Origin of the sequence: Denitraticella aggregata, assembly GCF_048158365.1 — a bacterium.
Classification (GTDB): Bacteria; Pseudomonadota; Gammaproteobacteria; order Burkholderiales; family Rhodocyclaceae; genus Azoarcus_F.
In genome coordinates, this window is sequence record NZ_JBLLNL010000003.1 from 251138 (window position 1) to 277419 (window position 26282).

Genomic DNA, 26282 nt, shown 5'->3' on the forward strand with positions numbered 1-26282 from the left:
CAGATGTCAGACGCCACAGGGGCCCGCTCCCAAAGCCTCGGTCCTCAAGGCTCACGCTTCGCTTCGTATGGATTGCCGTATCCGAGCGTCTGAAGGATATCGACTTCAAGCGCCTCCATGGCCTCGGCCTCGTCCGGACGCTCGTGATCATATCCCTGCAAGTGCAGCATACCATGGACCACAAGGTGGGCGAAATGCGCATCCAGTTCCTTGCCCTGGTCACCGGCTTCGCGCACCACGACCGGAACGCACAGGGCCAGATCGCCCTGGAGCAGGCCCTGCCGCTGCGCGACCGGGGCCTCGCCGTCGCGATAGCTGAAAGTCAGCACATTGGTCGCATGATCCTTGCCGCGATAATCCCGATTCAAGGCTCGCCCCTCGGTCTCGCCGACCAGCCTGATCGTGACGTCCGCATCGTGTTCGAGCAATGCGGCGCGGGCCCAGCGACGAATACGGTGTTTGCGCGGGGCCACGCCCCGCTCGTCTTCACTCAGGGCCTTCTGCACCCGCAACTGCAGCATCGGCGTCGGCATTGCGGCAGGTAGCGCCAGGGCGGGCTCAACGGAAAGCAATGCAACTCGGATCGCATTGTCCGCGATCGATGAAACCGACAGTACAGGCGCCCCACCCTCCTCGTCTGCAACGATTTCCAGTGCGGGTTCATTTCCGCCGCACAGACGGATCGTCAGGCGGCGACCCGTTTCGAATTCCAGTTCGAGGCATTCCGCCCGCAGCTGCTCTACCGCGCCGTGCCGGTCGGTTGCCCGTACTTTGATGCCGCGTTTGTCTTTGGCCATGATTTCAGTTCGCGCCGGAAGCTTTCGGCGCAGCCGCGGAGGCCTTGTCATAGGCTTCGACGATTCGCGCAACCAGCGGATGTCGCACCACATCCTCCAGTCCGAACTCGGTGAAGGCGATGCCCCTGACCGCGGCCAGCACCTCGCGAGCCTCGAGCAGACCGCTGCGATTTCCCTTGGGAAGATCGATCTGCGTGACGTCCCCGGTGATCACCGCCTTGGCACCGAACCCGATCCGGGTCAGGAACATCTTCATTTGCTCGGGCGTGGTGTTCTGCGCCTCGTCGAGGATGATGAACGCGTGATTGAGCGTGCGTCCGCGCATGAAGGCCAGCGGTGCGACCTCGATGCTGCCGCGCTCGAACAGTTTGGTCACACGCTCGAAGCCCATCAGGTCGTAGAGCGCGTCGTACAGGGGCCGAAGGTAGGGATCGACCTTTTGCGCCAGATCCCCCGGCAGGAAGCCGAGCCGCTCGCCCGCCTCGACCGCGGGGCGCGTCAGGATGATACGCTCGACCAGTTCACGTTCGAACGCATCCACAGCGGACGCCACCGCGAGATAGGTCTTGCCGGTTCCCGCCGGACCCACACCGAAGGTGATGTCATGCGACTGGATATAGGTGAGGTACTCGACCTGTCGCGGCGTGCGGCCGTGCAGTTCGGTCTTGCGGGTGAGCAAGGCCGGCGCGGCCGAACCGGCCTGCTTGCGGCTGGCCAGTTCGACCAGCCCGAGCTGGATGTCGTCCAGGCTCAGATGCTGGTTCGCCTGCTCGTAGAACGCATGCAGGGCTTTGGCCGCCAGCTGCGACTGCGCGGGCTGACCGGTAAGCTTGAAGCGCTCCCCGCGGCGCACGATACTGACGTCGAACGCAGACTCGATCTGCCGCAGGTTCTCGTCCAGCGCACCGCACAGATTCGCGAGCCGCTCGTTGTCGGCCGGCTCCAGCACCACTTCGGTCGGACGTGCCATTCAGGACTCCCGTGTCACGATCTCGCCGCGCAGGCTGTGCGGCAACGCTGCAGTGATGCGCACATCGACGAATGCCCCGATCAGGCGCGCATTCGCGGCGAAATTGACCACCCGGTTGTTCTCGGTTCGCCCGGCCAGTTCGGCCGGATTCTTGCGCGAATGACCCTCGACCAGGATCCGCTCCGTCCGCCCGACCATCGCTTCGCTGATCGCCATCGCCTGTTCCTCGATGCGCTTTTGCAGGCGTGACAACCAGCGCAGCTTGGTCTGCTGCGGCACCGGATCGTCCAGGTCGGCAGCCGGCGTCCCCGGTCGGGCACTGTAGACGAAGCTGAACGAGAAATCGAAGCCCACCTCGTCGATCAGGCGCATGGTCTTGTCGAAGTCCTCCTCGGTCTCGCCCGGAAAGCCGACGATGAAGTCGGACGACAGCGAGAGATCCGGGCGAGCCGCCCTGAGCTTCCTGACCACCGACTTGTATTCGAGCACCGAATAGCCCCGCTTCATCGCGGCCAGCACCCGGTCCGATCCGGACTGCACCGGCAGGTGCAGGTGGCCGACCAGCTTGGGGATCTTCTCGTAGGCGTCGAACACGCGCTGCGTCATCTCGCGCGGGTGCGAGGTGGTGTAGCGCAGGCGCTCGACCCCGGGAATCTCGGCGACACATTCGAGCAGGAAGGCGAAGTCGCCGAGCTCGCCGCCATGCCGCGTGATCTCGCCCCGCCAGGCATTGACGTTCTGTCCGAGCAAGGTGATCTCCTTGACACCCTGTTCGGTCAGACCGGCGATCTCGGTCAGGATGTCGTCGAGCGGGCGCGACACCTCTTCGCCCCGTGTGTACGGAACGACGCAGAAGGTGCAGTACTTGGAGCAGCCTTCCATGATCGACACGAACGCGCTCGCGCCCTCGACCCGGGCCGGCGGCAGATTGTCGAACTTCTCGATCTCCGGGAATGAAATGTCGACCTGGGAACGACCGCTGCGCTGCCGCTCGGCGATCAACTGCGGCAGGCGGTGCAGCGTCTGCGGCCCGAACACGAGGTCGACATAGGGCGCGCGCGCGACGATCGCGTCGCCCTCCTGGCTGGCCACGCACCCACCGACGCCGATGATCAGGTCCGGATTGGCCTGCTTGAGATGCTTGACCCGGCCCAGATCGTGGAACACCTTCTCCTGCGCCTTCTCGCGCACCGAGCAGGTATTGAACAGGATCACATCCGCCTCTTCCGGATTGTCGGTCTTCTCGAGCGGACCTTGAGCGCGAAGCACGTCCGCCATCTTGTCGGAGTCGTACTCGTTCATCTGGCATCCGAAAGTACGGATGTAAAGTTTCTTCATTCGCGACACGTCCTGCTTGACGCTCTATTTTGAAAACCGCTATATTAGCAGGCTTGTTGGTGATGTAGCTCAGACGGTTAGAGCGATGGATTCATAACCCATAGGTCGGCGGTTCGATTCCGCCCATCACCACCATGACTTCAGGGGCTTGCAGCGATGCAAGCCCTTTTTCAGTCATGGCCGGAGACGAGGTTCTCCGCGCAGGATCCGCGCGGTGGACGGGGGCTCCATCGGGACAGGAACATCATTGGCCATCGATTCGGCACTCGAGCCCGCGACTGCTCGGCAGGCAGCCGAGGCCGCGCGGACACGACACTCACTTGAATCGATCGGCGGCGTCCCTGAAGGCCTTCGACATGCTGTCCCAGGCCGATTCCATGCCGTGACGCAGGCTATCCCACACGTCCTCGCTGGCGGCCTCGAGTTCGCGCATCCTCTCACGCGCATGCTCGCGCTGCTGTCGCATCGTGGCAAGCTGCTCCTCATACTTTATCTTCATGCCGGCCTCGGCCTGTCTTGTCCTGGCCTCGAGTTTCTCTATATCGGCATTCCACTCATCGATCTTCGCCTTCATCTTCTGCACATAAGCTTCACGGCTGCTCATCTCGATTTTCTCCTTCAGTCGGCCCGTGTCAAGGGCATGTGTGTCGGTTGACGCGACGATGACGCCATCGTTCCCGAACTCCTGGCTGCGGCCCTAAGGTCCAGGACTGCTAGAATCGCCGCGACCCGAACTCCTATCACCGTCCGTCGTTCGCAGCACTCCGCATCCATGATCGCCCTCCAGAAACTCGTCGAATCCTCCCGTTTCCACCGCTTCGTGATCGGCGTCATCATCATCAATGCGATCACGCTCGGCCTCGAAACATCGGCTACTGCGGTCGCGGCTGCAGGCGGGCTACTGTATATGTTAGACCGCATCGCGCTCGCGATATTCGTGGTCGAGATCGCGCTGAAGCTGATCGTGTATAGGCACAACTTCTTTCGCGAAGGCTGGAACGTTTTCGACTTCCTGGTGGTGGCGATCACGCTGGCGCCGACCGGTGAAGGCCTTGCGGTGCTGCGCGCGCTGCGCATCCTGCGTGCGCTGCGCCTGGTGTCGGTCGTCCCGTCGATGCGCAAGGTGGTCAATGCCCTGCTCAAGGCCATCCCGGGCATGACCTCGGTGCTGACGCTGCTGCTGCTGGTGTTCTATGTCGCCGCGGTGATGTCGACGAAGCTTTTCGGCGCATCCTTTCCCGAATGGTTCGGCACGCTGGGGGCGTCCTTCTACACGCTGTTCCAGGTCATGACGCTGGAGTCGTGGTCGATGGGCATCGTGCGCCCGGTGATGGACGTCTACCCGATGGCATGGATGTTCTTCATCGTCTTCATCCTGCTGACCACCTTCGCGGTGCTGAACCTGTTCATCGCGATCGTCGTCGATGCGATGAGCGTGACCGAACATCAGGAGCAGGAAGAGACACGCGCACTGGTCACCACCGATCACCAGGAACTGATGAACGAATTGCGCGCGCTGCGGGAGGATCTGGGCGAACTGCGGCGCTCACGCGAGCAGACCTCCCATGCCCCGCATGATCGCCCGCCAGGACCACTTCAGCCCTGATCCAGCGACGGTGCGTGTCGAACCGGCTTCAAGCTCGTTCGCGCGGGGAACATTCGCGACGACAGGCATCGCGACAGACCCGGATCACGCGTGATCGCCGCAGCGCCCGATCGGGCTTGAGTCAGCGCAAACGTTCGGCGAGATGGCGACGAACCGAAATGGCGCTGCCCAGCCATCCCAGAAAGGCCGCAAAGCCGAGGATCGCCAGGATTTCGGCGGCGCCGGGTCCAGCCAGCACGAAGACCGCGCCGTAGGTGGTGGCAAGCCCCTCGACCGGCGAGCCGAGCGCGCGCACCATCATCCACACGGTGCCGAGCGCCACCAGCCCACCCAGCAACCCCTGAAGACTGCCGAACCAGTAGAACGGGCGCCGGATGAACGGATCGGTCGCCCCGAGCAGACGGGACACGTCGATCTCTGGCCGCTGGGTCAAAATCTGCAGACGAATCGTGTTGAAGGTCACGATGACCAACGCGAAACCGAGCAGGGCCGCGAGCAGCAGCACCGCTGACTTTCCCAGGTCGAGCAGGGCATTGAGCCGCTTCACCCACGCGGAGTCCAACTGCACATGCTCGACCGCATCCCATTCGATGAAGCGCGCCTCGAGCCGCTCGTAGAGTTCCGGATCGTCACCGCGCGGGGTCACGACGAAGGCATCGGGCAAAGGGTTGGCCGAGAGCCCGCCGAGAACGTCACCCAGGCCGCTCTGTTCGAGATGGCGCAATGCATCGTCGCGCGACACGAACCGGTAACTGGCGACACTGGCCTCGCGCCGCAGGCGTTGCTCGAGCGCGGCAAACTGTTCGGCACCAGCCTGACGGTCCATGAAGATACTGATCTCGGGGGTGCCCGACACACCACGCGCTAGCGTGGCGACGTTGTCGAGCAACACATAACCGGCCGCCGGCAGCGACAACGCGATGCCCACCACCAGCGCCGAGAGCAGCGTCCCGAGCGGCTGCCGCACGAGTCGACGGATCGCCTGCAGGGCCGCACGGCCATGAAGAGCGAACCATCTCATCATGGCGCGTCCCCGACCAGAATGCCCTTGCTCAGGGCCAGTCGCCGCGGACGGTAGCGCGCGAACAGGTTCTCGTCATGAGTCGACACCAGCACCGTCACGCCCGCCTGATTGAAGGAATTGAACAGGTCGGCGATCTCGGACGCGTAGGCGGCATCCAGATGCGCGGTCGGCTCGTCCGCGATCAGAATCGCCGGCCGGTTCACGATGGCCCGCGCGATCGCGACCCGCTGCTGCTCGCCACCGGACAGTGCGGCCGGCATCTCGTGGTCACGACCATCCAGCCCGACCCGCTCCAGCGCGGCAGCCACCCGGCGCGCTGCGTCGCGCGGCGGGTGGCCGGTGATCAGCAGCGGAAGCATCACGTTGTCGAACACGTTGCGATCGAACAGCAGGCGGCTCTCCTGCAGCACCAGGCCGAGACTGCGGCGCAGATAGGGGATGGCCGAGGGTCGCAGGCGGGACACGTCCTGGTCGTTGATGCGCACGACGCCCTCGGTCGGACGCTCGATCACCGGAATCATCTTCAGCAGCGTGCTCTTGCCCGCCCCGGAATGTCCGGACAACACGACCAGTTCGCCGTGTCGCAGCTCGAAACTCACGCCGGCCAGCGCAACGTAATTACCCGGGTAGCGCTTGACGACCTCGTCGAAGACGATCATGAGTCGGCGTCGGCACCCGGTGTGCGGGCGAACAAGGCATCGACGAACTCGCGCGCCCGGAACGGCTGCAGGTCGTCTATGCCCTCACCCACCCCGATGAAGCGAAGCGGCTTGGGCGACTGACGTGCGATCGCCGCGACCACCCCGCCCTTGGCGGTGCCGTCCAGCTTGGTCAGCACCAGGCCGGTGACGCCGATCGCGGCATCGAACGCCTTGACCTGGGTCAGCGCGTTCTGGCCGATGTTGGCATCGAGCACCAGCAACACCTCGTGCGGCGCGCCCGGGTCGGCCTTCCCGATGACCCTGCGGACCTTCGCGATCTCCTCCATCAGGTGCAGCTGCGTCGGCAACCGGCCGGCCGTGTCCGCGAGCACCACGTCGATGCCGCGCGCCTTGGCCGCATTGACCGCGTCGAAGATCACGGCGGCCGAATCCCCGGACGCCTGCGCGACCACGGTCACGTTGTTGCGCTCGCCCCAGGTCTGCAACTGTTCGCGGGCAGCGGCGCGGAAGGTGTCGCCGGCCGCGAGCAGCACGCTCTTGCCCTGCGCCTGAAAATACTTGGCCAGCTTCCCGATCGATGTCGTCTTTCCCGAGCCGTTGATGCCGGCGATCATGATGATGAAGGGGGAGTGACCGCCGACATCCAGTGGTTGCTCCAGCGGCGCGAGGATTTCCAACAAGCCCTGGGCCAGCGCCTGTTGCAGCTGATCCGCGGTCTCGAGTTTGTCGCGTTTCCATCGTTTGCGCAGCTGATCGAGCAGATGTTGCGTCGCTTCGACGCCGCAGTCGGCCATCAGCAAGGTGGACTCGAGTTCCTCGAGCAGGTCCTCGTCGATCCGACGTCGACCGAACAGGCCGGCCAACCCGCCCCCCAGTTGCTGACGGGTGCGGCTGAGTCCGGCCTTCAGACGATCGGCCCACGAAAGTCGCGTTGCGGGCTGCGGAGCAAGCTCGACCGCCGGGTCACGCATTTCCGTTTCGCCCGATGCCGGCTGTTCCGCAGCTGGCGCATCGGCCACCGCCTCGTCTGCAATGGGTGACGGTTGCAGCTGCTCCGGCTCGGACTTGGGCTTGGGAGACTTCTTCAGGAAACCAAACATGGCGACTCGGGTCTGTGTGAATGTTCTTCAGGAACGGGTGCCGGACGGATTGACGCTAAGATGCGCGGACGGGGCGAACGCCTCAGCCCGCTCTGCGTGCGCCGGACAGGGCCCGTTGGGCGCAAATTCTACCAGACGCAGGACATCTCCATGATTCGCCAACTCGCGAGCAATACATGCGTATTCGTCTCCGGCCTGTTGCTGGCCGGCACACTGCATGCCAACCCTTTTGAAACCACCCTGGACAACGGTCTGAAGGTGATCGTCAAGGAAGACAGGCGTGCTCCATCGGTCGTTCACATGGTCTGGTACGGTGCCGGCGCGATGGATGAACCGGACGGCGTCTCGGGTATCGCACACATGCTGGAGCACATGATGTTCAAGGGTACCGAGAGCATCGGGCCGGGGGAGTTCAACCGCCGCGTGTCGGCCGTCGGCGGGCGCGACAATGCCTTCACCGGTCGGGACTACACCGCCTATTTCCAGCAGATCCCGCCCGAGCACCTCGGACAGATGATGATGCTCGAGGCCGACCGGATGACCAATCTGCAGCTCGCGCACGAGCAGTTTCTGCCCGAAGTCCAGGTCGTGAAGGAGGAACGCCGTCTGCGCACCGACGACAACCCGCGGGCACTGGTGTTCGAACAGCTGATGGCCACGGCCTTCCAGGGCCACCCCTATCGCCGACCCATCATCGGCTGGATGTCGGACATCGAGGCCTACACCCTCGCCGACGCCCAGCGCTGGTACGACGACTGGTACACCCCGAACAACGCGAAGCTGGTCGTCGTCGGCGACGTGGATCATGAAGCGGTGTTCGAACTGGCTCGGCAACACTACGGGCCGATCGCGAAACGCGAGCTGCCGGCGCGCCGGATCACCGACGAACCGCCCCAGCGGGGTCCGCGCCACACCGTGGTACGCGCACCGGCCGAACTGCCCTTCGTCGCGCTTTCGTGGCGCGTCCCGACATTGCGCGATCCGATCGAGGATCGCGAAGTCTACGCGCTGGAGGTGCTCGCCGCAGTGCTCGACGGCTATGACGGCGCGCGCCTGCCGCGACGCCTGGTCCGCGAAGGTCAGGTGGCGGTTTCCGCCGGCGCGAGCTTCGGCGGCAGCGGACGCGGCCCGTCCCTGTTCACTCTGACCGCGTCGCCAAGCGAGGGGCGCACCGTCGCCGAGGTGGAGGCCGCCTTGCGGGCCGAGATCGCTCACATCGCGGTGGAAGGCATCGACGAGGACGAGCTTCATCGGGTTCGCACCCAGGCGGTCGCGTCGCAGGTGTATAAACGCGATTCTCTGATGGGACAGGCGATGGAGATCGGCTTTCTCGAATCGGTCGGATTGTCCTGGCGTGACGACGAGGCCTTGCTCGAGGGGATTCGACGCGTGACCGCCGACGAGGTGCGGGCAGTCGCCGCCAGGTATTTCGACGACACCACGCTGACCCGGGCCGAACTCGCACCACTGCCGACCGAGGGCGCGCCGCGCCGCCTGCCCTCTACCGCACTGCGTCACTGACAGGAACGAGATCGACATGATGAGAGTGGATGCGATATACAAGCTGTTGGGGACCCTGGCAATCGCGATGCTGGCCGGAACGGGTGTCACCTGGGCCGGACCGGACATCCAGCATTGGGAATCCGAGTCGGGCGCGCGCGTGTTCTTCGTCGAGAGTCGTTCGCTTCCGATGATCGACGCGCGTATCGATTTCGCGGCGGGCAGCGCCTACGATCCGCCGGAGCTGAAAGGGCTGGCTGCCATGACCCGTTCGCTGCTCGATACCGGTGCGCAGGGGCTGGACGAGAATTCGATCTCGGAGCAGATCGCCGACACCGGCGCACAATTCGGCGGCGGGACCGATCGCGACCGCAGCGGCCTCACCGTGCGCACACTGTCCAGCGAAACGGAACGAGAGGCCGCACTCGCGCTGGCCGCACAGTTGCTTGCCCGGCCGACCTTCCCGGCCGACATCCTGGAACGCGAACGCAATCGCGCCATCGCCGGCTTGCGCGAAGCGCTCACTCGGCCGGCCACGCTCGCCTCCCGCGCATTCAATGCGGCCGTGTTCGGGACGCACCCATACGGCAAGGAGACCACCGAGACGTCGCTCGGCCGGATCACGCGGGCGCATCTGGTGGATTTCCATCAGAGCCACTATGGCGCACGCAACGCGACCGTCACCATCGTCGGGGACGTCGACCGGGCCGGGGCGGAGCGCATCGCGCAGATGCTCACCGCCGCGTTGCCGGACGCCGATCCGCCGCCGGCCCTGATGCCACCGGCGATGCCGCCGCGCGTGACCGAGCGCATCCCCCACCCCTCCGCCCAGGCGCATGTCGCGGTCGGCATGCCGGGCATGGCCCGCGAAGACCCCGACTACTATCCGCTGCTGGTCGGCAACCATGTGCTCGGGGGCGGCGGCTTCACGTCTCGACTGACGCGGGAGGTCCGCGACAAACGGGGGTACGCGTACAGCGTGTTCAGTTTCTTCCACCCGCATCAGGTGGCCGGCCCATTCCAGATCGGTCTGCAGACTCGCGGCGGCCAGGCCGAGGCTGCGCTCGACGTGGTCGAGGAAGTCCTGGCCCAGTTCATTGCCGACGGGCCGACCGAAGACGAGGTGCAGGCCGCGCGCGACAATATCATCAACGGCTTCGGCCTGCGTCTGGACGCGAACAGCAAGATTCTCGACCATGTTGCGATGATCGGGTTCTATCGTCTGCCGCTGGACTGGCTCGAAACCTACACGGAGCGGGTCGCGGCGGTCGACGCGGACGCGATCAGGGACGCGTTTGCACGCAGGATCCGGCCGGAACACCTGGTTGTCGTCATAGCGGGCGGCGACGGCGACCGTCCGACCGGCGATGACGCAGCTCAAGGTGGAGCCGGCGCGCGTTGAGCCAGGTCCGTATCGTCGGGGGCCAATGGCGCTCGCGACGCCTCGGCGTTGCAGATGTGCCGGGACTGCGCCCCACCCCTGACCGGGTGAGGGAGACACTGTTCAACTGGCTCGGACAGGATCTGCACGGCCTCACCTGCCTCGACCTGTTTGCCGGCACCGGCATCCTCGGCTTCGAAGCCGCATCGCGCGGTGCCGCAGCGGTGACCCTGGTCGAACGCAACCCGACCGCAGTCGCTGCGCTGCGACATGCGGCAAAAACCCTACAGACGTCGCATGTAGAGTTAATTCGTGGCGATGCGGTAGAATTTGTCCGGTCTGCAACGCTACCCTTCGACATCGTGTTTCTGGACCCGCCTTACGGCCAGGGCTGGATCGAGCGAATCGAACCGTGGCTGCAGAGGATCCTGAAGCCGGAAGGCTGGCTGTACGTCGAGGCCGAAGCCGCGCTCGCATCGCTCGGGCAGTTCAAGACGACACGATCAGGCCGCGCAGGACAGGTTCATTTTCATCTGATGCGAGGACAAGGCGAATGAAGGAAGCGGTGGCGGTCTATCCGGGAACGTTCGACCCGTTCACGCGCGGCCATGAGGATCTGGTGCGCCGTGCCGCGCTGTTGTTCGACCGTGTCGTCGTCGCCATCGCCGAGAGCCGCGGCAAGACACCGATCTTCGCGCTGGACGAAAGGGTCGAGATCGCCCGGGAGGTCCTGAAGCCGTTCCCGAACGTGGAGGTCGTCGGATTCGATGGACTGCTGATGGATTTTCTGCGCGTAAACGAAGCGCGACTCATCCTGCGTGGTCTGCGCGCGGCCTCCGACTTCGAGTACGAGTTCCAGATGGCCGGCATGAACCGCAAGCTTTTCCCGGATGTCGAAACCATATTCATGACGCCCGCAGACGAGTACATGTTCATCTCGGCCACGATGGTCCGCGAGATCGCCAAACTCGGCGGGGACGTGAGCAAGTTCGTGCAGCCGGCCGTGCTCGACCGGCTGCACCAGAAAATAGATCCGAAACCCTAGAAAGGAGCCGACATGGCCTTGATGATCACCGACGAATGCATCAATTGCGATGTATGCGAACCGGAATGTCCCAATGGTGCGATCTACCAGGGGGAGGAAATCTACGAGATCGACCCGTCCAAATGCACCGAATGCGTCGGTCATTTCGACGAGCCGCAATGCCAGCAGGTCTGTCCTGTGGACTGCATCCCGCTGAACCCGGACGTGGTCGAAAGCAAGGAACAGCTAATGGAAAAATTTCTGAAGCTGACCAATCAGGAAAGCTGATCGAACCCTGGGAAGCCCGGGTCAGGCTGCAGTCGACAGCGTCTCGGGCGACTCGGCGGGCAGGCCCAGCGTAGCGGAAATCTGGGCCTCGATCGCCTCCAGCTCCTGCAGTTGCTGCATCATCGAAGCTTCGGCCTGGTACAACTCCTGCACCCGTTCCTCCAGCGTGTCGGTCGCCTGATGGATGCGCTTCACGCTTTCGAGCCTGCGCTTGAGCTGAAGCTGGTACTCGCGCACCTGGGTCTCGAGCGGCGCCATCACGGCCCGCAGCCAGTGTTCGACATCCCGATTCGCGAGTTCGAAGGTCCGCCTGGCCTGCACCGCCACCGTCTCGAAAAATCGCTGGGTCAGCGCATGCTTCTCGGTCGTCACCAGCGTCAGCGTGGTGTTCAGTTGACGATTGAAAGCCGCCTCCAGCCGGTCCAGCTCTTTCTCGTAGCGCAGCGTCGAAAAACTCTCGGGCGGCGTGAGCTTGAGCCCGTGCTCCACGCTGAAGCGGCGGTACATCGAATCGAGCATCGTGGTGATCTCGCGAATCTCGTCCGACGACATGGCCAGATTCGAGCGCAGGTGCTTGAAAAAGCCCTCCATCGCGTCGCGCAGGCCCTTGGTGAAGGTCGACTCCAGCATCGCATCCCGGGTGCGACGGGTTTCGTCCCGCAGCGCGTCGAGTCCGAGATGGGCCAGCAGATTATTGGTCAGGTTCGAAAACACGCTGCGCACCGCATAGTACTTCTGCAGCCCCTGCTCGAACTCATTCTTCTCCATCCGGATCTTGCGCATCATGTATTCGATGACGCTCTGGTTCTTGCCCCGCAGATCGGTCAGTTCCTTGAGCTGTTCGCGCACACCACCGAGCCGGGCGAGGATCAGCTCGCGCGTCTGACGCGCCACATCCGACACCTCTCCGATCGTGCCGTCCCGAACGATCTGCTGCTTGGTCGGCAGCACATCCTGCGCCAGCGCCCGCTCGAGCGCAGGAAGACGACTGCGCTCGACCAGGGCCTGATCGCCGTTTATCCGGCCGACCAGTCCCTTCTGTGCCGAAACCGGAAAAACATTGCGCTCGGGCAGATCGAGCGTCGAAGCGACCTGCCGGATCTGCCGCTGGATCTCGAGTTCGATCCGATCCTCGTCACGCAGTCCGTCCCACAATCCGTCGATCTTGTTGAGGGCCACCAGACTGCCCCTGCCATGTCCGAGTCCGGACTGTACATACTCCCGCCAGACCGCGAGGTCGCTCTGTGTGACGCCGGTATCCACCGACAGCACGAACAGCACCGCATGCGCGTTAGGCAGCAGCGACAGTGTGAGCTCCGGCTCCGCACCGATCGCATTCAGCCCCGGGGTATCCAGCACGATCAGGCCCTGCTCAAGCAGCGGATGCGGAAACTGGATCGACGCATGGCGCCAGCTCGGAATCTCCACCAGCCCATCGGCACCCGGCTTGAGCCCCGCCTCGCCGCGCGGATCTACATGGAACCCGAGTGCAACCGCCTCGCCCTCAGGGACACGCTCGGTTTCGCCGACACGGGCGAGTGCGGTCCGCAGATCCTCGGCCGACGACGGATTCAGAGGCTGGATCAACCACTCGTCCGGATAACGCTTCAGTTCGGTGACGCTGGCGCTGGTCCGGCGCGAGCGAATCGGCAGCAGGCGAATCTCCGGGCTCGCGCCGGCCGACCATTGAAGCTCGGTCGGACACATGGTCGTGCGTCCGGCGCTCGAGGGCAGCACCCGGTCACCGAAATCGGAGAAAAAGATCGCATTGATCAATTCGGACTTACCGCGGGAGAACTCGGCCACGAAGGCCACGGTGAGCTTGTCCTCGCGCAGACGATCCAGCACGTAACTCAGCCTCAGATCGGCCTGGGCATCGCTGACATCATTGCGGGTCAACCACCGGCGCAGCGTCTCGACCGAGGTCGCGGCGCCATCACGCCACTGGGCATAGGCGGAGAATTGATCGGCAAGACTCATGCTCGACTCACGGTCGCGCCTCCGCCGGGGCCGAGGACACGGGAATGTTGAGGTTACAAAGGATAGCGCCGAAATGTGCGCCTTCCAATCATCCGTGCATTCGACATGACGGGCGGCAAGCACGTCGCGACGGACGCCCGCGCCATCAGCGCCGCTGACAGTGCGGGCACCAGAAGGTGGCGCGCTGCGCGACGGTCGCCTTCACGATCGCCTGCCCACACACCCTGCAGGCCTGTCCAGCGCGACCATAGACGAAGTACTGCTGCTGGAAATACCCGGGACGACCATCCCCGCCGACGAAATCGCGCAAGGTGCTGCCGCCGGCGACAATGGCGTCCTGCAGCGTCTCGCGCACGCAGCCGACCAGTCTTGCGCAGCGCACTCGACCAAGCGTTCGTGCGCTGACGAGCGGATTGATGCACGCACGAAACAGGCTCTCGGATGCATAGATGTTACCGACCCCGACCACCCGCCTGCCGTCCATCAAGGCCTGTTTGATCGGCACCTGCGTCGCACGCGTCGCGCGATACAGCCAGCCGGCATCGAACCCGGCCTCCAGCGGCTCGGGCCCGAGGTGCCGCAGCAGGGGGTGGGCGAGCGCGTCTCCGTCGTGCCAGACGATCAGGCCGAAGCGTCGCGGATCACGCAGACGCAAGGCCGACGCACCGAATACCAGGTCGACATGGTCGTGTGGCCCGGGGGGCAAGTCCGCCGGCACCACCCGAAGGCTGCCCGACATGCCCAGATGGACGATGACGCAACCCGCATCGAAGATCAGCAGCAGATACTTGGCTCGGCGCCCGACGTCGAGCAGCTTCCGCCCGGTGACCCTCGATTCCATCAGATCGCAGACCGGCAGGCGCAGACGCGGGTTTCTGACACGACAGCCGGTGACGATCCGGCCGGTCAGCACCGGCAGGATGCCGCGCCGCGTCGTCTCGACTTCAGGCAGTTCGGGCATGTGATCTTTCCTCTCAAGCGATCGGGGCGAAGACGTGCGCGCAGCCCCGGCGCGACCCGGGGCCTGCAGCCGCCCCAGGGGCACGGGAAGGGTCGGAGGTCTTTCGCGGGCCACCTCGAAATGACGACCCGCTTGCCGCCGCCCCTTAAAACTACATAACATGGGCAGAACGGAATCGGATTATCCACCTCTAAGACCCCATTGGCAGCGCTGGCCAAGCCGGCGTTCAGGCTCCGACCAACCGACAGGGCATGAAATTATTCCTCATGCGCCGCCCGATGCCCCCATGGACCCGAACACATGAATTTCAAGCTTTCCACTCTCGCTGCCGCCATCGGCTTACTCGGGGCCTTGCTGGTGCCCCCCACCGCCCATGCTCAGGCTCATCCGGAGATCATGAGCGCTCCGGTGGAGCCGAGTTCGCTGCCTGCGCAGGAGCTGACCGCGGAGACGCTGTTCATGGTCCTGCTCGCAGAAATCGCGGGCGCGCGGGGCGAGATAGCGGTATCGACCGACGCCTACCTGCGGGCGGCCCGCCTGACGCGCGATCCCCGTATCGCCAGACGGGCCACCGAGATCGCGCTGTACTCGCGCGACACGAATGCCGCCGCCGAAGCCGCACGCCTGTGGGCCGAGATCGAACCGGAGTCGAACGAGGCGAGGCGTGTGTTGGCCGGCGTGCTCGCCACTAGCGGCGAACGTCTGAACGAAGTACAGATCCAGCTCGCCCGCATTCTCGCCGGCTCGCCAGAGCAGCTCGAGCAGAACCTGCTGGGATTGAACCGGGCACTCGCCCGTGTGCCGGACCGGCAGACCGTCCGGTCCATCGTCGATCGGCTGACCGAACCCTACCTTAAGGAGCCGTCGGCACATTTCGCGCGCGCCCAGGTGGCCATCTCGGTCGAGGACGGCATCGGCGCGGTCGCTTCCCTGGAGGAGGCCCTGCGTCTGCGGCCGGACTGGGAGCCTGCGGTACTGCTCAAATCGCAACTGCTGGTCCAGCTCGGCGCCACCCGAGATGCGATGACGCTGCTGGAGGCCTACCTGCGCACGCATCCCGACAGTACCCAGGCCCGCCTTGCCTATGCCCGCACGCTGGTCTCGGCGCGCGAGTTCGAGAAGGCCCATGACGCGTTCCAGGGGCTGCTCGACGAATCTCCGGAGGACAGGGACCTGCTGTATGCGGTGGCGCTGGTGTCCGCCCAGATCGGCAACCATGACGAAGCGATCGATCTGTTCGAGCGAGCACTCGATGGGGGACATCCGGAAACCGATCACATCCGCATGAACCTCGGTCATCTGACCGAACAGCGCAACCGGGTGGACGACGCGCTCGGCTGGTATCGGGCGGTCGAGGACGGTCCGCAGTATCTGGACGCGCAAATCCGGATCGCAGTGCTGCTCGCGCGCCAGGGCCATGTCGACGCGGCCCGCCTGCACCTGCGCAGCCTCGAAACCGGCGAGGAAGACGCGCGTCGCATGTTGTTCGCCGAAACCCTGGTGCTGCGCGAAGGCGGTCGCTACGCGCAAGCACTGGAGCTGGTCGACCGGGCGCTGCTCGACGATCCGGACAGCACCGAGCTGCTCTATGAATCCGCGATGCTCGCGGAGCGTCTGGACGAGCTCCAACTGATGGAGGCGCGCCTGCGCAAGCTGATTGCGCTCGACCCCGAACATGCGCATGCATACAACGCGCTCGGGTACTCGCTTGCCGAGCGGGGCATACGCCTGGACGAGGCCGAAGAGTTGATCGTGCGTGCGCTCGAACTGTCACCGGACGATCCTTTCATACTCGACAGCCTCGGTTGGGTACGCTATCGCATGAGCGACCTCGAGGGCGCGCTCGGCCACCTCGAACGTGCTTACGAACTGAGACCGGATCCGGAGATCGCCGCGCATCTGGGCGAAGTGCTGTGGACACTGGAGCGTCGGGATGAAGCCGATCGCATCTGGGAAGAGGCACTGCGCGACCATCCGGGTAACGACACGCTCAGGGCGACGATCGAGCGCTTGCTGCAAAGATGAAACGGCGAGGCTTCACGCGTGCGCTCGCGTTCTTGGCGGGCCTTGCGGCACTACTCCTGTCCGCCTGCTCGACCGCACCATCGTCACCGGACGCCCCGGCCCTGGTCAGCCGCGCCGCGGCGAGCGCGTTTAAGCTCGAGGGACGGGTATCCGCGAGCGACACCGGGCGGGCGGCGAGCGGACGGTTGGCATGGTCGCACGCTCCCGAGTTCGACGAATGGACCGTTTTCAGCCCCCTCGGCCAGGTCCTCGCCCAGCTGGTCAGCACGCCGGCCGGTGCGGTACTGCAAACTGGTGACGGACGCAGTGTCCATGCCGACAGCGTCCAGGAAATGCTGCCGGAGATCCTTGGCGTCGCGGTCCCGGTGAACGGGCTCGCGCACTGGGTGCAGGCCGTGCCGCGCGCCGGTGCGCGCGTGCTGCTGGCAGACGACTTCGGCCGCCCGGTGCGGGTATTCGACAGCGGCTGGCTGATCGAATACCGGGAATACGCCAGCGAAGACGCCGCCGCCGCTGTGCGCCGGATCGACGCAAGCCGCGGCGACGCCAGAATCAGACTCATCGTGGACGAATGGACGCCATTCCCGTGAGCCGGCTGGACGCCTGCCCCGCCCCGGCGAAGCTGAACCTGTTCCTGCATGTCGTCGGGCAGCGTGCCGATGGCTATCATCTGCTTCAGACCGCCTTTCGCCTGCTCGACTGGCATGACCTGCTGTCCTTCGAACTGCGCCCGAACGGTAGGATCAGTCGTGCGACCGACCTGCCGGGCGTGCCGGAACAGCAGGACATCACCGTACGTGCCGCGCGCCTGCTGCAGCAGGAAAGCGGCACCCGACTGGGCGTATCGATCTCGATCGACAAGCGGCTGCCGATGGGCGGCGGCCTCGGAGGCGGCAGTTCGGATGCGGCCACCACGCTGATCGCGTTGAACCGTCTGTGGCGCACCGGTTTGTCACGCACCGATCTGGCCCACCTCGGCCTACGGCTCGGTGCGGACGTGCCGTTCTTCGTTTTCGGTCGTGACGCCTTCGCGGAAGGCATCGGCGAGCGCCTGACCCCGTTGCCGCTGGCGCCAGCCCGGTACGTCGTGGTGTGGCCTGACTGCCACGTCCCGACGCAAGCGATTTTCGCATCGAAGGAGTTGACGCGAAATACCGAACCCATCACAATCTCGGACTTCGCTTCGCGCGCCACCCGGAACGATCTGCAAGCCGTCGCTTGCAAACTCTATCCGCAGGTGGCCGCCGTCGTAGAGTGGTTGGGGCAATATGCTCCTGCAAGGATGACCGGTTCCGGCGCATGCGTGTTCGCCGAGGTGGATGACGAGACCTCCGCCCGTCGCATCGTCGAGTCCTGCCCAGCGCAATGGCAGGCATGGGGCGTGAGGTCAATCGCGCAGCATCCGCTTCACCACTGGCTCGACTGATGTGCGAAACGGGTTTCTTGGGGAGTCGCCAAGTCGGTCAAGGCACCGGATTTTGATTCCGGCATTCGAGGGTTCGAATCCTTCCTCCCCAGCCACACACCGGGCAGGCCATGTGCCTGCCCGATTCGTTTCAAGTGTAGTCATTGTCATTTTTCGGCACTGGAGAATCGGTCATGCCCCGTGGCAGCCTGATGGTCTTCACCGGCAACGCCAACCCCAAGCTCGCAGCGGATGTGGTGCGCAGACTGGGAATCAGCCTGGGGTCTGCAACCGTGGGCCGTTTCTCGGATGGGGAAGTCAACATCGAACTCCTCGAGAACGTGCGTGGCAAGGATATCTTCGTCCTGCAGCCCACCTGTGCGCCGACCAACGACAATCTGATGGAACTGCTGGTACTGGTCGACGCGCTGAAGCGCGCTTCGGCCGGACGCATCACCGCAGCGATGCCCTACTTCGGCTACGCGCGTCAGGACCGCCGGCCGCGCTCGGCCAGGGTGCCCATCACGGCCAAGGTCGTCGCCAACATGCTGCAGGCCGCGGGCGTCCAACGGCTGCTCACGATGGATCTGCACGCCGATCAGATCCAGGGATTCTTCGACATCCCGGTGGACAACGTCTATGCGGCGCCGGTATTGCTGGCCGACCTGGACAAGCAGAAGTACGACGATCTGCTGGTCGTGTCGCCGGACGTCGGTGGCGTGGTCCGGGCGCGCGCGTTTGCGAAGCGCCTGGAATGCGACCTGGCGATCATCGACAAGCGCCGGCCCAAGGCCAACGTATCCGAAGTCATGAACATCATCGGCGAGGTCAAGGACCGCACCTGTGTGATCATGGACGACATAGTCGACACCGCCGGCACGCTGTGCAAGGCGGCCACCGCGCTCAAGGAGAATGGCGCGAGGCGCGTGCTGTCCTATTGCACCCATCCGGTGCTCTCCAGCGCGGCGGCGGCACGCATCGCCGAGTCGGATCTGGACGAACTGGTCGTGACCGATACGATCCCGCTGCGTGAGGATGCGCGCGACTGCCCGCGCATCCGCCAGATTTCGGTCGCATCCCTGATGGCAGACACCATGCTGCGCATCAGCAACGAGGAGTCGGTCAGTTCGCTGTTCATGGAATGAATCCGGTCGGCGGTCTTGGCCGCGGACCTCAACCCATCCGTCTGGTCGCGGGCGGATCTGTCTCAACCCAGGAGTAATCACATGCAAATCAAATTCAAGGCCACCAAGCGCGTGGAACAGGGCACGGGTGCGAGCCGCCGCCTGCGTCGCGCCGGCCAACTGCCGGGCATCATCTACGGCGCAAGCCAGGAGCCGATCCCGGTCACGCTCGATCACAACGAGCTCTACCACCTGCTCCGCAAGGAGGCCTTCCACTCGTCGATCCTGATCGCCGACGTCGATGGCAGCAAGGAGTCGGTCGTGCTGCGTGATGCGCAGTGGCATCCGTTCAAGCAGCTGGTGCTGCACCTCGACTTCCAACGTGTCAGCGCCACCGAGAAGCTGCACCTGAAGGTGCCGTTGCACTTCGTCAATTCCGAAATCAGCCCGGCCGTCAAGCTCGGCGCTCAGATGGTCTCCCATGTAGTCAACGAGATCGACGTTGCGTGCCTGCCCAAGGACCTGCCCGAGTTCATCGAGGTCGACCTCAAGGACCTCGAGGCCGACCAGTCCATCCACGTGTCGGACCTGAAACTCCCCGCGGGCGTCGAAGTGGTGTTCCACGGCGAGGGCGACCCGGTCGTCGCGACCGCATTGAAGACCGGTGGTGCAGTCGCGGCCGAAAGCGAAGAAAGCGGCGAAGCGGCCTGATCGACAATCGATCGTACGAAACAGGCCACCGGCAAGCCATGACGGCCACCCCGCCACGCCTGATCGTCGGCCTCGGAAATCCCGGGGCCGAGTACACCGAAACCCGGCACAACGCCGGGTTTTGGTTTTGTGAGCGCCTTGCAGACGCGCTCGGCGCCCGCTTCGGTCATGAGTCGCGTTTTCACGGCCTTGTCGCCAAGGCGCCGGCTTCGGGCGCCTTGCTGCTGATGCCGCAAACCTTCATGAACCGTTCCGGCCAGGCCGTCGGCGCGCTGGCCCGCTTCTACCGGATCCCGGCCGCCGAGATCCTGGTCGTGCATGACGAACTCGACATCCCGCCCGGACAGCTTCGCCTGAAGTTCGGCGGCGGGCTGGGCGGACACAACGGACTGAAGGACATCACCGCCCATTGCGGCACGCAGGATTTCTGGCGGCTCAGAATCGGCATCGGCCATCCCGGCAACCGCAACGAAGTCATCAACTTCGTGCTGAAGCGCCCCGGCCGCGAGGAACAGGAACTGATCGACGAGGCCATCGAGCGTGCGCTTGCGGCCTGGCCGCTGTTGTCCCGCGGCAATCTCAATGCGGCGGCGACACAACTCAACACGCGCGCCGGCTCCCCCGCCCCGAAAAGGCCTGGCGCCTGAGCGATCCGGCTCACGCGGACGCGCCGACCCGCTCGGACCGCTCAGTCCGCCCGCTCACCCGCCTTCGTAACCCACCTCGGCCAGCACGGCCAGCGGCCCGACCCGTCGGATCGTGTCGATCTGCTCCGGCCGCCGCACGTAATGCGTGCCGCCATAGTTGATCGCCGCGATCGAGATCCCCTCGAAACACTCCGCGCGACGGGGCACCACCAGCATCCAGCCATCGCCCACCAGCAGATTGAACGGAGGCAGCAGTCCGTCCGCATCGGTGCGCAGATCGAGAAACGCAAGCGCCAGTCCGAACGCCTCGTGCAGGCTGCGCGCGGCGGCCTCCGCCGCACCGGCGCGCACGGCCACACGCACGAAGCAATGCCGCATCTTCAGCGCGGCATGGGTCACCAGCTGATGCTCTCGCGCGTCGGCCGGCAGGCCTGCAACATAGAGCCGCAGGTTCGCATTCCCCGCAGCGGCCGGAATCCACTGCACATGCTTGTGCCGCTGGCTGGCGCCGGCCGCCGTGCCGCCATTGTAGAAACCGAGACCGTCCGCCTCGCACAGAACGCTTGCGAGCGCCGCGAAGTCGCTCAGAGCCAGCGGGGTCAACTGCTCCTCGAACTCCCGCCGCGCCAGCACCAGATGCCGATCGCACACCGGGAACTTGTTCAGGATCGCGGTGTGCATGTCGCCCACCGGACCGACCGTCAGGGCCGGATCCGGCGCCTTGAACGGATTGAAGTCGGGATCGCGCGGTCCGCCCGGCATCGTCAGCTTCGCGGCCTCCACCTTGGCCGCATCCTTGACCGCCAGCGACGACACCCAGCGCACGACGAAACGCACCCCCGCCTCGTCGATCGCGCTCTCCTCGGCCTGGATCGGTTCGAGCGCGCCCGATGCCAGCGCCGACGCGATGCGTTCATCCACCTGTTCGATGAAAGTCTTCCCCATGTACCCTCCTGGTGCAGTCACAAAAAACCGTATGCGCCACGCAGCCTGCGCAAGCTTCGCCAATTCTAGGCCTTGCAGCGACCGATCGGCGAGCCTGCGTCGCGAACCATCGCTTTGGACGCACTCAGCGGCAGGGTAGAATCACGGGTCTGGTGGCCCGAAAGCCCGGCCGCCCCCGATTCACGGAGCGTCCACCAATGAGCCTCAAATGCGGAATCGTCGGCCTGCCCAACGTCGGCAAGTCGACCCTGTTCAATGCGCTGACCAAGGCCGGCATCCAGGCCGAAAACTACCCCTTCTGCACCATCGAACCGAACGTCGGCATCGTCGAGGTCCCGGACCCACGCCTGGCCCGCCTGGCCGAGATCGTGAAGCCACAGAAGATCCAGCCGGCGATCGTCGAATTCGTCGACATCGCGGGATTGGTCGCGGGCGCCTCCAAGGGCGAGGGCCTCGGCAACCAGTTCCTGGCGAACATCCGTGAAACCGATGCGATCGTGCACGTGGTGCGCTGTTTCGCCGACGACAACGTCGTGCATGTGTCGGGATCGATCGACCCGATCCGCGACATCGAGGTCATCGACACCGAACTCGCACTGGCCGACATGGCGACCGTCGAGAAGGCGCTCAATCGCTACCGCAAGCCGGCCAACGCCGGAGACAAGGACGCGAGGACGCTGGTCGCGGTGCTGGAGCAATGTTTCGCGCAGCTCAACGAAGCCAGGCCGGTGCGCGCGCTGACGCTATCGAAGGAGGAATGGGCGAGCCTGAAACCTTTCTGCCTGATCACCGCCAAACCGGTGCTGTACGCAGCCAACGTCGCCGACGACGGTTTCGAGAACAATCCTCATCTGGACGCGGTGCGCGCGCATGCCGAGGCCGAGGGCGCCGGCGTGGTCGCGCTGTGCGCCGCGATCGAGGCCGAGATCGCCGATCTCGACGACGCGGACAAGCTGGAGTTTCTCGAATCCATGGGTCTGGAGGAGCCCGGCCTGGATCGCCTGATCCGCGCCGCCTACAAGCTGCTGGGGCTACAGACCTACTTCACCGCAGGCGTGAAGGAAGTGCGGGCCTGGACCATCCATGTCGGCGACACCGCGCCACAGGCGGCCGGCGTGATCCACACCGACTTCGAGCGCGGCTTCATCCGCGCGCAGACGATCGCCTTCGACGACTTTATCGCTTGCAAGGGCGAGGCCGGTGCCAAGGAAGCAGGCAAGATGCGCGCCGAGGGCAAGGACTACGTGGTCAAGGACGGCGACGTGATGAACTTCCTGTTCAACGTCTAACGCCTGACGGTCGTGCGCTCGCTGACCGACTTTTTCGCATATCCGTGACGACCGGGACGAACCGAGGCTACGTCGGCCGGTTCGCGCCGTCGCCGACCGGTCCGCTGCACTTCGGATCGCTGGTGGCGGCCGTAGGCAGCTATGTCGATGCACGCCATGCCGGAGGAAGGTGGTCGCTGCGCATCGAGGATGTGGACGAGCCGCGCTGCACGCCGGATGCGGCCGATGCCATCGTCGCCAGCCTGGTTCGCCTCGGATTCGAGTGGGACGGCGAGATCGTGTGGCAGAGCCGGCGTGTCGCGGCCTACCGGAACGCGTTCGAACAACTCATCGCTCGCAGCGCGGTATTTCCGTGCGCCTGCACGCGACGCGAGATCGCCGACTCGGCCCTCGCTCCGGACGGGTCTCGCATCTATCCGGGCACCTGTCGGAACGGTGTGCCTGCAGGGCGGACGGCACGGGCGTGGCGCGTCAGGGCCGAGGGCCGCTATGCGTTCGAGGACCGTGTGCAAGGGCTGCAGCAACAGGACATCGCCACCGAGGTGGGCGATTTCGTGGTGCTGCGCGCCGATGGCCTGTTCGCCTATCAGCTCGCGGTGGTGATCGACGACGCCGACGCCGGCGTGACCGACGTGGTCCGGGGCGCCGATCTGCTGGGTTCGACCGCACGCCAGATCCATCTGCAGCACCTGCTCGGTCTGCCCACACCCCGGTACGCCCATCTGCCGGTGGTGGTCAATGCCGCGGGCGAGAAGCTCTCCAAACAGACGCTGGCGGCTCCGGTCGACCTGTTCGCCCCACACGACGCGTGGCTGGCGGCCCTGTCGTTTCTCGGTCAGAATCCACCGGAGAAGTTGCGACAGGCTTCGCTGGCGGACATACGTGAATGGGCAATCCGCAACTGGTCGTGCGATCGCATCCCTCGCCAGCTTCAGGCCGAAGCACCGCCGCAGCTCGCGCACAGCGGACGATGACGCGACCGCGCCATCAGGAACACCCCTCGGAGAACGCAATGATCGATGACATTGCCGGCATTCGCCGGATTCTGGCGGAGACCCGCACGATTGCAGTGGTCGGTCTGTCGGCCAACTGGCACCGACCGAGCTATTTCGCGGCGAAGTACATGCTCGATCACGGCTATACCGTGATCCCGGTGAATCCGGCCTACCCGGAGGTGCTGGGGCAGAAATGCTACCCTAGTTTGCGCGACATTCCGGCTCCGGTCGACATGGTCGACGTGTTCCGCAAACCCGAGGACGTGTTGCCGCTGGTCGACGATGCGATCGCGATCGGCGCGAAGACGTTCTGGATGCAACTCGGCGTCATCAACGACGAGGCGGTCGCCCGGGCCGAGGCGGCCGGTCTGCAGGTCGTCGCCGACCGCTGCGTGAAGATCGAGTATGCGCGTCTGTTCGGCGGCCTGAACTGGGCGGGCGTCAACACCGGCGTGATCTCGGCCAAACGTCCGGTCGTACCGACTCGCGGCTGACCGCAGGCCGCTGACGGCTGACCGCTTACGGTTCAAGCCTTCCATCGACTTGTGTGAGCCCTGTCAGAGTCTGCCGCGAAAGCCGGCGATGCCGATCGCGAAGCGCACGAACTGATAGGCAAACCAGGTCGCCATGCGGCGCAGCGCCGGCAAGCGTCGCCAGTGCTCCTTGTGGAGCTCCGACGCACCGGCCACGATCGCATTTTCGAGGCTGTCGCGCAATCGGGTCGCGAATATCGGATCGTCGACGACCACGTTGGCCTCGCGCGCGAGCAGCAGGCTGAACGGGTCGATGTTGCTCGATCCGACCGTCGCCCAGTGCCGGTCGATCACCGCGACCTTCGCATGCAGATAGCTTTGGTGATACTCGAACAGCCGGATACCGCGATCCAGGAAATAGGGATACAAAGCCTTTGTCGCATAGGCCAGGATCGGGTGATCGGACAGCCCCTGCAGCAATATGATCACGCGCACGCCCCGCCGGGCTGCAACCGTGAGCGCGTGACGGAAGCGACGCCCCGGAAAGAAATACGCGGACGCAATCAGCACTTCCTCGCGCGCCGCGTCAATCGCGCCCAGATAAGCCTCTTCGATGTCGCGCCGATGCCCGAGGTTGTCCCGGATCAGGAACGCGGCGCGCATGTCGCCGATCGGCTCGCCGCGTGGCGCCGGCAACGCGAGGCGCTTGCCGCGACGCTTCATGTTCGCCCAGGAGACCAGCCACCACAGCCTGCGCACCGACGCAACGATACTGGGCAACAGCGGCCCCTCGACCCTGACCGCATAATCGTATCGCGGCGACGGCGGCCCCCCCTTGGTCAGGTCGTCGATGATGTTGATGCCGCCGACGAAGGCTACCCGGGCATCGACCACGACCAGCTTGCGGTGCAGGCGACGCAGGCGATGCCGGCGAAGCGACAGCGCCCGGATCTCCGGACGATAGACCAGCACCGCCACGCCGGCCGCGGCCAGCGGTTCGAGCAGGGCATCGACGAACGGACGTCCGCCGAAACCATCGACCAACACCCTGACGGTCACGCCCCGCGCCGCGGCGCGGCCCAGGGCCGCTGCGATCCGGCGGCCGGTCGCATCGGCTTCGAAAATATAGGTTTCGACATAGATCTCCGACGCCGCGCGATCCATCTCGCGCTCGATCGCCGGAAAGTACTGCGCGCCCGACTCCAGCAGTTCGACCCGGTTGCCGGCGAGAAAAGCGGTCACTCGGGCAGATCCAGTTCGGCCGTCAGGGCCGCATGATCCGAAATTCGGGACCACGGCAAACCGCAGTGCACATCGGCCCGCGCGACCTCGAAGCCGCGCACGTAGATGCGGTCCAGGCTCAGCACCGGCGCGCGACTCGGAAAACTCTTCGCGATCCGCCCGCAGCCCTGGTGAAAGACTTCGGTCAGCCCGAGCCTGCGCGCCAGCAGGTCATCAGCACGATTTCGCCAGTCGTTGAAATCCCCTGCGATGATCAGCGGGGCACCGTCTGGTACGAGTTGCTCCATGCGCTCGGCCAAGGCCTCCATCTGTCGCCGTCGACTGCGCGCCATCAGGCCGAGATGAACGCAGACGCAATGAACCGGCTCGGCCAGCTCCGGCAGCGCCACCTCGCAATGCAGCAGCCCCCGTCGTTCGAAGCGATGATCGGAGACGTCCTGGTTGTGCTCGGACAGAATCGCGAACCGGCTCAGGATCGCATTGCCGTGGTGTCCGTGATCGTAGACCGCGTTGCGCCCATACGCGGTCTGGTGCCAGACCTCGTGCGCGAGGAACTCGTGCTGGGGATTCGGTGGCCAGTTTTCATGGACGATCTCGTGGCGCATGTGCAGCCCCTGCACTTCCTGCAGGAACACCAGATCGACATCGAGCGCGCGCAACCGGTCGCGCAGTTCGTGCACCACCATGCGACGGTTGAACTGGGAGAAGCCCTTGTGGATGTTGTAGGTACAGACCCTGAGTTTCATGACTGGCGGTCGGTCGTAGAGGTTGTGACGGAGGTCACCGGTATAATCG

Annotated in this window: 27 protein-coding genes and 2 tRNA genes; 17 read left to right on the forward strand and 12 right to left on the reverse strand. The window is 64.9% G+C overall.

Annotated elements, in window-relative coordinates; all coding sequences use genetic code 11:
* Nucleotides 1-44: 44 nt before the first annotated feature.
* The 3 genes from ybeY to miaB are packed head-to-tail and all read right to left on the reverse strand — an operon-like array spanning nucleotide 45 to nucleotide 3105.
* Nucleotides 45-869 carry an rRNA maturation RNase YbeY gene (gene ybeY, locus ACKVEX_RS06210; RefSeq protein ID WP_473214831.1) on the reverse strand — a complete coding sequence of 275 codons (825 nt, stop codon included), beginning with the start codon at nucleotides 867-869 and terminating at the stop codon, nucleotides 45-47.
* Nucleotides 802-1767, reverse strand: a complete 966-nt coding sequence (locus tag ACKVEX_RS06215; RefSeq protein ID WP_473214832.1) for a PhoH family protein — start codon at nucleotides 1765-1767, stop codon at nucleotides 802-804. The genes ybeY and ACKVEX_RS06215 overlap by 68 nt, the downstream gene beginning before the upstream one ends.
* Nucleotides 1768-3105 (reverse strand): tRNA (N6-isopentenyl adenosine(37)-C2)-methylthiotransferase MiaB, encoded by a 1338-nt coding sequence (miaB, locus tag ACKVEX_RS06220; RefSeq protein WP_473214833.1) that lies wholly within the window; start codon nucleotides 3103-3105, stop codon nucleotides 1768-1770.
* Between the two features lie 58 nt (nucleotides 3106-3163).
* Here miaB and ACKVEX_RS06225 point away from each other — a divergent pair.
* A tRNA-Met gene (locus ACKVEX_RS06225) sits at nucleotides 3164-3240 on the forward strand.
* Between the two features lie 181 nt (nucleotides 3241-3421).
* On the opposite strand, the gene ACKVEX_RS06230 is transcribed toward ACKVEX_RS06225, so the two are convergent.
* Nucleotides 3422-3709 (reverse strand): sll1863 family stress response protein, encoded by a 288-nt coding sequence (locus ACKVEX_RS06230; protein ID WP_473214834.1) that lies wholly within the window; start codon nucleotides 3707-3709, stop codon nucleotides 3422-3424.
* 168 nt (nucleotides 3710-3877) lie between these two features.
* On the opposite strand from ACKVEX_RS06230, the gene ACKVEX_RS06235 reads away from it, so the two are divergent.
* A complete protein-coding gene (locus ACKVEX_RS06235) occupies nucleotides 3878-4711 on the forward strand; it encodes an ion transporter (RefSeq protein WP_473214835.1) in 834 nt (277 codons plus the stop codon).
* 121 nt (nucleotides 4712-4832) lie between these two features.
* On the opposite strand, the gene ftsX is transcribed toward ACKVEX_RS06235, so the two are convergent.
* The 3 genes from ftsX to ftsY are packed head-to-tail and all read right to left on the reverse strand — an operon-like array spanning nucleotide 4833 to nucleotide 7497.
* Entirely contained in the window at nucleotides 4833-5735 is a 903-nt protein-coding gene (gene ftsX, locus ACKVEX_RS06240; protein WP_473214836.1) for a permease-like cell division protein FtsX, read from the reverse strand.
* A complete protein-coding gene (locus ACKVEX_RS06245) occupies nucleotides 5732-6394 on the reverse strand; it encodes a cell division ATP-binding protein FtsE (RefSeq protein ID WP_473214837.1) in 663 nt (220 codons plus the stop codon). The genes ftsX and ACKVEX_RS06245 overlap by 4 nt, the downstream gene beginning before the upstream one ends.
* Nucleotides 6391-7497 (reverse strand): signal recognition particle-docking protein FtsY, encoded by a 1107-nt coding sequence (gene ftsY, locus ACKVEX_RS06250; protein ID WP_473214838.1) that lies wholly within the window; start codon nucleotides 7495-7497, stop codon nucleotides 6391-6393. The genes ACKVEX_RS06245 and ftsY overlap by 4 nt, the downstream gene beginning before the upstream one ends.
* Nucleotides 7498-7647: 150 nt before the next feature.
* Here ftsY and ACKVEX_RS06255 point away from each other — a divergent pair, with 150 nt between their 5' ends.
* From ACKVEX_RS06255 to ACKVEX_RS06275, 5 genes are read left to right on the forward strand one after another with little or no spacing between them, the layout of a single operon-like run.
* Nucleotides 7648-9018, forward strand: coding sequence for a M16 family metallopeptidase (locus ACKVEX_RS06255; RefSeq protein ID WP_473214839.1), 1371 nt, complete (start codon nucleotides 7648-7650; stop codon nucleotides 9016-9018).
* A 19-nt stretch (nucleotides 9019-9037) separates the two neighbouring features.
* Complete coding sequence (locus ACKVEX_RS06260) at nucleotides 9038-10399, forward strand: M16 family metallopeptidase (protein WP_473214886.1); 1362 nt, start codon at nucleotides 9038-9040, stop codon at nucleotides 10397-10399.
* On the forward strand, nucleotides 10396-10935 hold the full coding sequence (gene rsmD / locus ACKVEX_RS06265; protein ID WP_473214840.1) for a 16S rRNA (guanine(966)-N(2))-methyltransferase RsmD: 540 nt from the start codon (nucleotides 10396-10398) through the stop codon (nucleotides 10933-10935). The genes ACKVEX_RS06260 and rsmD overlap by 4 nt, the downstream gene beginning before the upstream one ends.
* The gene (coaD, locus tag ACKVEX_RS06270; protein WP_473214841.1) at nucleotides 10932-11423 is read left to right on the forward strand and encodes a pantetheine-phosphate adenylyltransferase; all 492 of its coding nucleotides are present in this window, start codon (nucleotides 10932-10934) and stop codon (nucleotides 11421-11423) included. The genes rsmD and coaD overlap by 4 nt, the downstream gene beginning before the upstream one ends.
* A gap of 12 nt (nucleotides 11424-11435) precedes the next feature.
* Nucleotides 11436-11690 (forward strand): YfhL family 4Fe-4S dicluster ferredoxin, encoded by a 255-nt coding sequence (locus ACKVEX_RS06275; RefSeq protein WP_473214842.1) that lies wholly within the window; start codon nucleotides 11436-11438, stop codon nucleotides 11688-11690.
* A gap of 21 nt (nucleotides 11691-11711) precedes the next feature.
* Here the strand turns inward: ACKVEX_RS06275 and ACKVEX_RS06280 are convergent, their stop codons facing one another.
* Complete coding sequence (locus ACKVEX_RS06280) at nucleotides 11712-13670, reverse strand: dynamin family protein (RefSeq protein ID WP_473214843.1); 1959 nt, start codon at nucleotides 13668-13670, stop codon at nucleotides 11712-11714.
* A 145-nt stretch (nucleotides 13671-13815) separates the two neighbouring features.
* Nucleotides 13816-14631 (reverse strand): bifunctional DNA-formamidopyrimidine glycosylase/DNA-(apurinic or apyrimidinic site) lyase, encoded by an 816-nt coding sequence (mutM, locus tag ACKVEX_RS06285; RefSeq protein ID WP_473214844.1) that lies wholly within the window; start codon nucleotides 14629-14631, stop codon nucleotides 13816-13818.
* A gap of 300 nt (nucleotides 14632-14931) precedes the next feature.
* Between mutM and ACKVEX_RS06290 the strand changes: the two genes are divergently transcribed.
* The 7 genes from ACKVEX_RS06290 to pth all read left to right on the forward strand — a co-directional run bounded on the left by ACKVEX_RS06290 (nucleotide 14932) and on the right by pth (nucleotide 20543).
* Nucleotides 14932-16656 carry a tetratricopeptide repeat protein gene (locus tag ACKVEX_RS06290; protein ID WP_473214845.1) on the forward strand — a complete coding sequence of 575 codons (1725 nt, stop codon included), beginning with the start codon at nucleotides 14932-14934 and terminating at the stop codon, nucleotides 16654-16656.
* On the forward strand, nucleotides 16653-17246 hold the full coding sequence (gene lolB, locus ACKVEX_RS06295; protein WP_473214846.1) for a lipoprotein insertase outer membrane protein LolB: 594 nt from the start codon (nucleotides 16653-16655) through the stop codon (nucleotides 17244-17246). The genes ACKVEX_RS06290 and lolB overlap by 4 nt, the downstream gene beginning before the upstream one ends.
* Nucleotides 17228-18082 (forward strand): 4-(cytidine 5'-diphospho)-2-C-methyl-D-erythritol kinase, encoded by an 855-nt coding sequence (ispE, locus tag ACKVEX_RS06300; RefSeq protein ID WP_473214847.1) that lies wholly within the window; start codon nucleotides 17228-17230, stop codon nucleotides 18080-18082. Before lolB ends, ispE begins: the two co-directional genes overlap by 19 nt.
* A gap of 18 nt (nucleotides 18083-18100) precedes the next feature.
* Nucleotides 18101-18177, forward strand: a tRNA-Gln gene (locus ACKVEX_RS06305).
* Nucleotides 18178-18255: 78 nt separating this feature from the next.
* A complete protein-coding gene (locus tag ACKVEX_RS06310; RefSeq protein WP_473214848.1) occupies nucleotides 18256-19206 on the forward strand; it encodes a ribose-phosphate pyrophosphokinase in 951 nt (316 codons plus the stop codon).
* Between the two features lie 81 nt (nucleotides 19207-19287).
* Nucleotides 19288-19896: a 50S ribosomal protein L25/general stress protein Ctc gene (locus tag ACKVEX_RS06315; RefSeq protein WP_473214849.1), complete on the forward strand. Its 609-nt coding sequence runs from the start codon at nucleotides 19288-19290 to the stop codon at nucleotides 19894-19896.
* Nucleotides 19897-19934: 38 nt separating this feature from the next.
* Nucleotides 19935-20543 carry an aminoacyl-tRNA hydrolase gene (gene pth / locus ACKVEX_RS06320; protein ID WP_473214850.1) on the forward strand — a complete coding sequence of 203 codons (609 nt, stop codon included), beginning with the start codon at nucleotides 19935-19937 and terminating at the stop codon, nucleotides 20541-20543.
* 54 nt (nucleotides 20544-20597) lie between these two features.
* Here the strand turns inward: pth and ACKVEX_RS06325 are convergent, their stop codons facing one another.
* Complete coding sequence (locus ACKVEX_RS06325) at nucleotides 20598-21488, reverse strand: ATP adenylyltransferase family protein (protein WP_473214851.1); 891 nt, start codon at nucleotides 21486-21488, stop codon at nucleotides 20598-20600.
* Nucleotides 21489-21685: 197 nt separating this feature from the next.
* Here ACKVEX_RS06325 and ychF point away from each other — a divergent pair, with 197 nt between their 5' ends.
* Genes ychF through ACKVEX_RS06340 form a run of 3 tightly spaced genes read left to right on the forward strand, consistent with a single transcriptional unit; the run spans nucleotide 21686 to nucleotide 24266 of the window.
* The gene (gene ychF, locus ACKVEX_RS06330; RefSeq protein WP_473214852.1) at nucleotides 21686-22777 is read left to right on the forward strand and encodes a redox-regulated ATPase YchF; all 1092 of its coding nucleotides are present in this window, start codon (nucleotides 21686-21688) and stop codon (nucleotides 22775-22777) included.
* Between the two features lie 44 nt (nucleotides 22778-22821).
* Nucleotides 22822-23751, forward strand: a complete 930-nt coding sequence (gluQRS, locus tag ACKVEX_RS06335) for a tRNA glutamyl-Q(34) synthetase GluQRS (protein ID WP_473214853.1) — start codon at nucleotides 22822-22824, stop codon at nucleotides 23749-23751.
* A 38-nt stretch (nucleotides 23752-23789) separates the two neighbouring features.
* A complete protein-coding gene (locus ACKVEX_RS06340) occupies nucleotides 23790-24266 on the forward strand; it encodes a CoA-binding protein (RefSeq protein ID WP_473214854.1) in 477 nt (158 codons plus the stop codon).
* 63 nt (nucleotides 24267-24329) lie between these two features.
* Here ACKVEX_RS06340 and clsB read toward each other — a convergent pair whose 3' ends face one another.
* Nucleotides 24330-25487, reverse strand: coding sequence for a cardiolipin synthase ClsB (gene clsB, locus ACKVEX_RS06345; protein WP_473214855.1), 1158 nt, complete (start codon nucleotides 25485-25487; stop codon nucleotides 24330-24332).
* Nucleotides 25484-26233, reverse strand: coding sequence for an endonuclease/exonuclease/phosphatase family protein (locus tag ACKVEX_RS06350; protein WP_473214856.1), 750 nt, complete (start codon nucleotides 26231-26233; stop codon nucleotides 25484-25486). Before ACKVEX_RS06350 ends, clsB begins: the two co-directional genes overlap by 4 nt.
* Between the last annotated feature and the right edge of the window lie 49 nt (nucleotides 26234-26282).

Bases quoted from the DNA above. Each gene is read 5' to 3' on its own strand.
- ACKVEX_RS06215 (WP_473214832.1), bottom strand. From the start codon at position 1,767: ATGGCACGTCCGACCGAAGTGGTGCTGGAGCCGGCCGACAACGAGCGG.
- miaB (WP_473214833.1), bottom strand. From the start codon at position 3,105: ATGAAGAAACTTTACATCCGTACTTTCGGATGCCAGATGAACGAGTAC.
- ACKVEX_RS06230 (WP_473214834.1), bottom strand. From the start codon at position 3,709: ATGAGCAGCCGTGAAGCTTATGTGCAGAAGATGAAGGCGAAGATCGAT.
- ACKVEX_RS06235 (WP_473214835.1), top strand. From the start codon at position 3,878: ATGATCGCCCTCCAGAAACTCGTCGAATCCTCCCGTTTCCACCGCTTC.
- ftsX (WP_473214836.1), bottom strand. From the start codon at position 5,735: ATGATGAGATGGTTCGCTCTTCATGGCCGTGCGGCCCTGCAGGCGATC.
- ACKVEX_RS06245 (WP_473214837.1), bottom strand. From the start codon at position 6,394: ATGATCGTCTTCGACGAGGTCGTCAAGCGCTACCCGGGTAATTACGTT.
- ftsY (WP_473214838.1), bottom strand. From the start codon at position 7,497: ATGTTTGGTTTCCTGAAGAAGTCTCCCAAGCCCAAGTCCGAGCCGGAG.
- ACKVEX_RS06255 (WP_473214839.1), top strand. From the start codon at position 7,648: ATGATTCGCCAACTCGCGAGCAATACATGCGTATTCGTCTCCGGCCTG.
- ACKVEX_RS06260 (WP_473214886.1), top strand. From the start codon at position 9,038: ATGAGAGTGGATGCGATATACAAGCTGTTGGGGACCCTGGCAATCGCG.
- coaD (WP_473214841.1), top strand. From the start codon at position 10,932: ATGAAGGAAGCGGTGGCGGTCTATCCGGGAACGTTCGACCCGTTCACG.
- ACKVEX_RS06275 (WP_473214842.1), top strand. From the start codon at position 11,436: ATGGCCTTGATGATCACCGACGAATGCATCAATTGCGATGTATGCGAA.
- ACKVEX_RS06280 (WP_473214843.1), bottom strand. From the start codon at position 13,670: ATGAGTCTTGCCGATCAATTCTCCGCCTATGCCCAGTGGCGTGATGGC.
- mutM (WP_473214844.1), bottom strand. From the start codon at position 14,631: ATGCCCGAACTGCCTGAAGTCGAGACGACGCGGCGCGGCATCCTGCCG.
- ACKVEX_RS06290 (WP_473214845.1), top strand. From the start codon at position 14,932: ATGAATTTCAAGCTTTCCACTCTCGCTGCCGCCATCGGCTTACTCGGG.
- lolB (WP_473214846.1), top strand. From the start codon at position 16,653: ATGAAACGGCGAGGCTTCACGCGTGCGCTCGCGTTCTTGGCGGGCCTT.
- ispE (WP_473214847.1), top strand. From the start codon at position 17,228: ATGGACGCCATTCCCGTGAGCCGGCTGGACGCCTGCCCCGCCCCGGCG.
- ACKVEX_RS06310 (WP_473214848.1), top strand. From the start codon at position 18,256: ATGCCCCGTGGCAGCCTGATGGTCTTCACCGGCAACGCCAACCCCAAG.
- ACKVEX_RS06315 (WP_473214849.1), top strand. From the start codon at position 19,288: ATGCAAATCAAATTCAAGGCCACCAAGCGCGTGGAACAGGGCACGGGT.
- pth (WP_473214850.1), top strand. From the start codon at position 19,935: ATGACGGCCACCCCGCCACGCCTGATCGTCGGCCTCGGAAATCCCGGG.
- ACKVEX_RS06325 (WP_473214851.1), bottom strand. From the start codon at position 21,488: ATGGGGAAGACTTTCATCGAACAGGTGGATGAACGCATCGCGTCGGCG.
- ychF (WP_473214852.1), top strand. From the start codon at position 21,686: ATGAGCCTCAAATGCGGAATCGTCGGCCTGCCCAACGTCGGCAAGTCG.
- ACKVEX_RS06340 (WP_473214854.1), top strand. From the start codon at position 23,790: ATGATCGATGACATTGCCGGCATTCGCCGGATTCTGGCGGAGACCCGC.
- ACKVEX_RS06350 (WP_473214856.1), bottom strand. From the start codon at position 26,233: ATGAAACTCAGGGTCTGTACCTACAACATCCACAAGGGCTTCTCCCAG.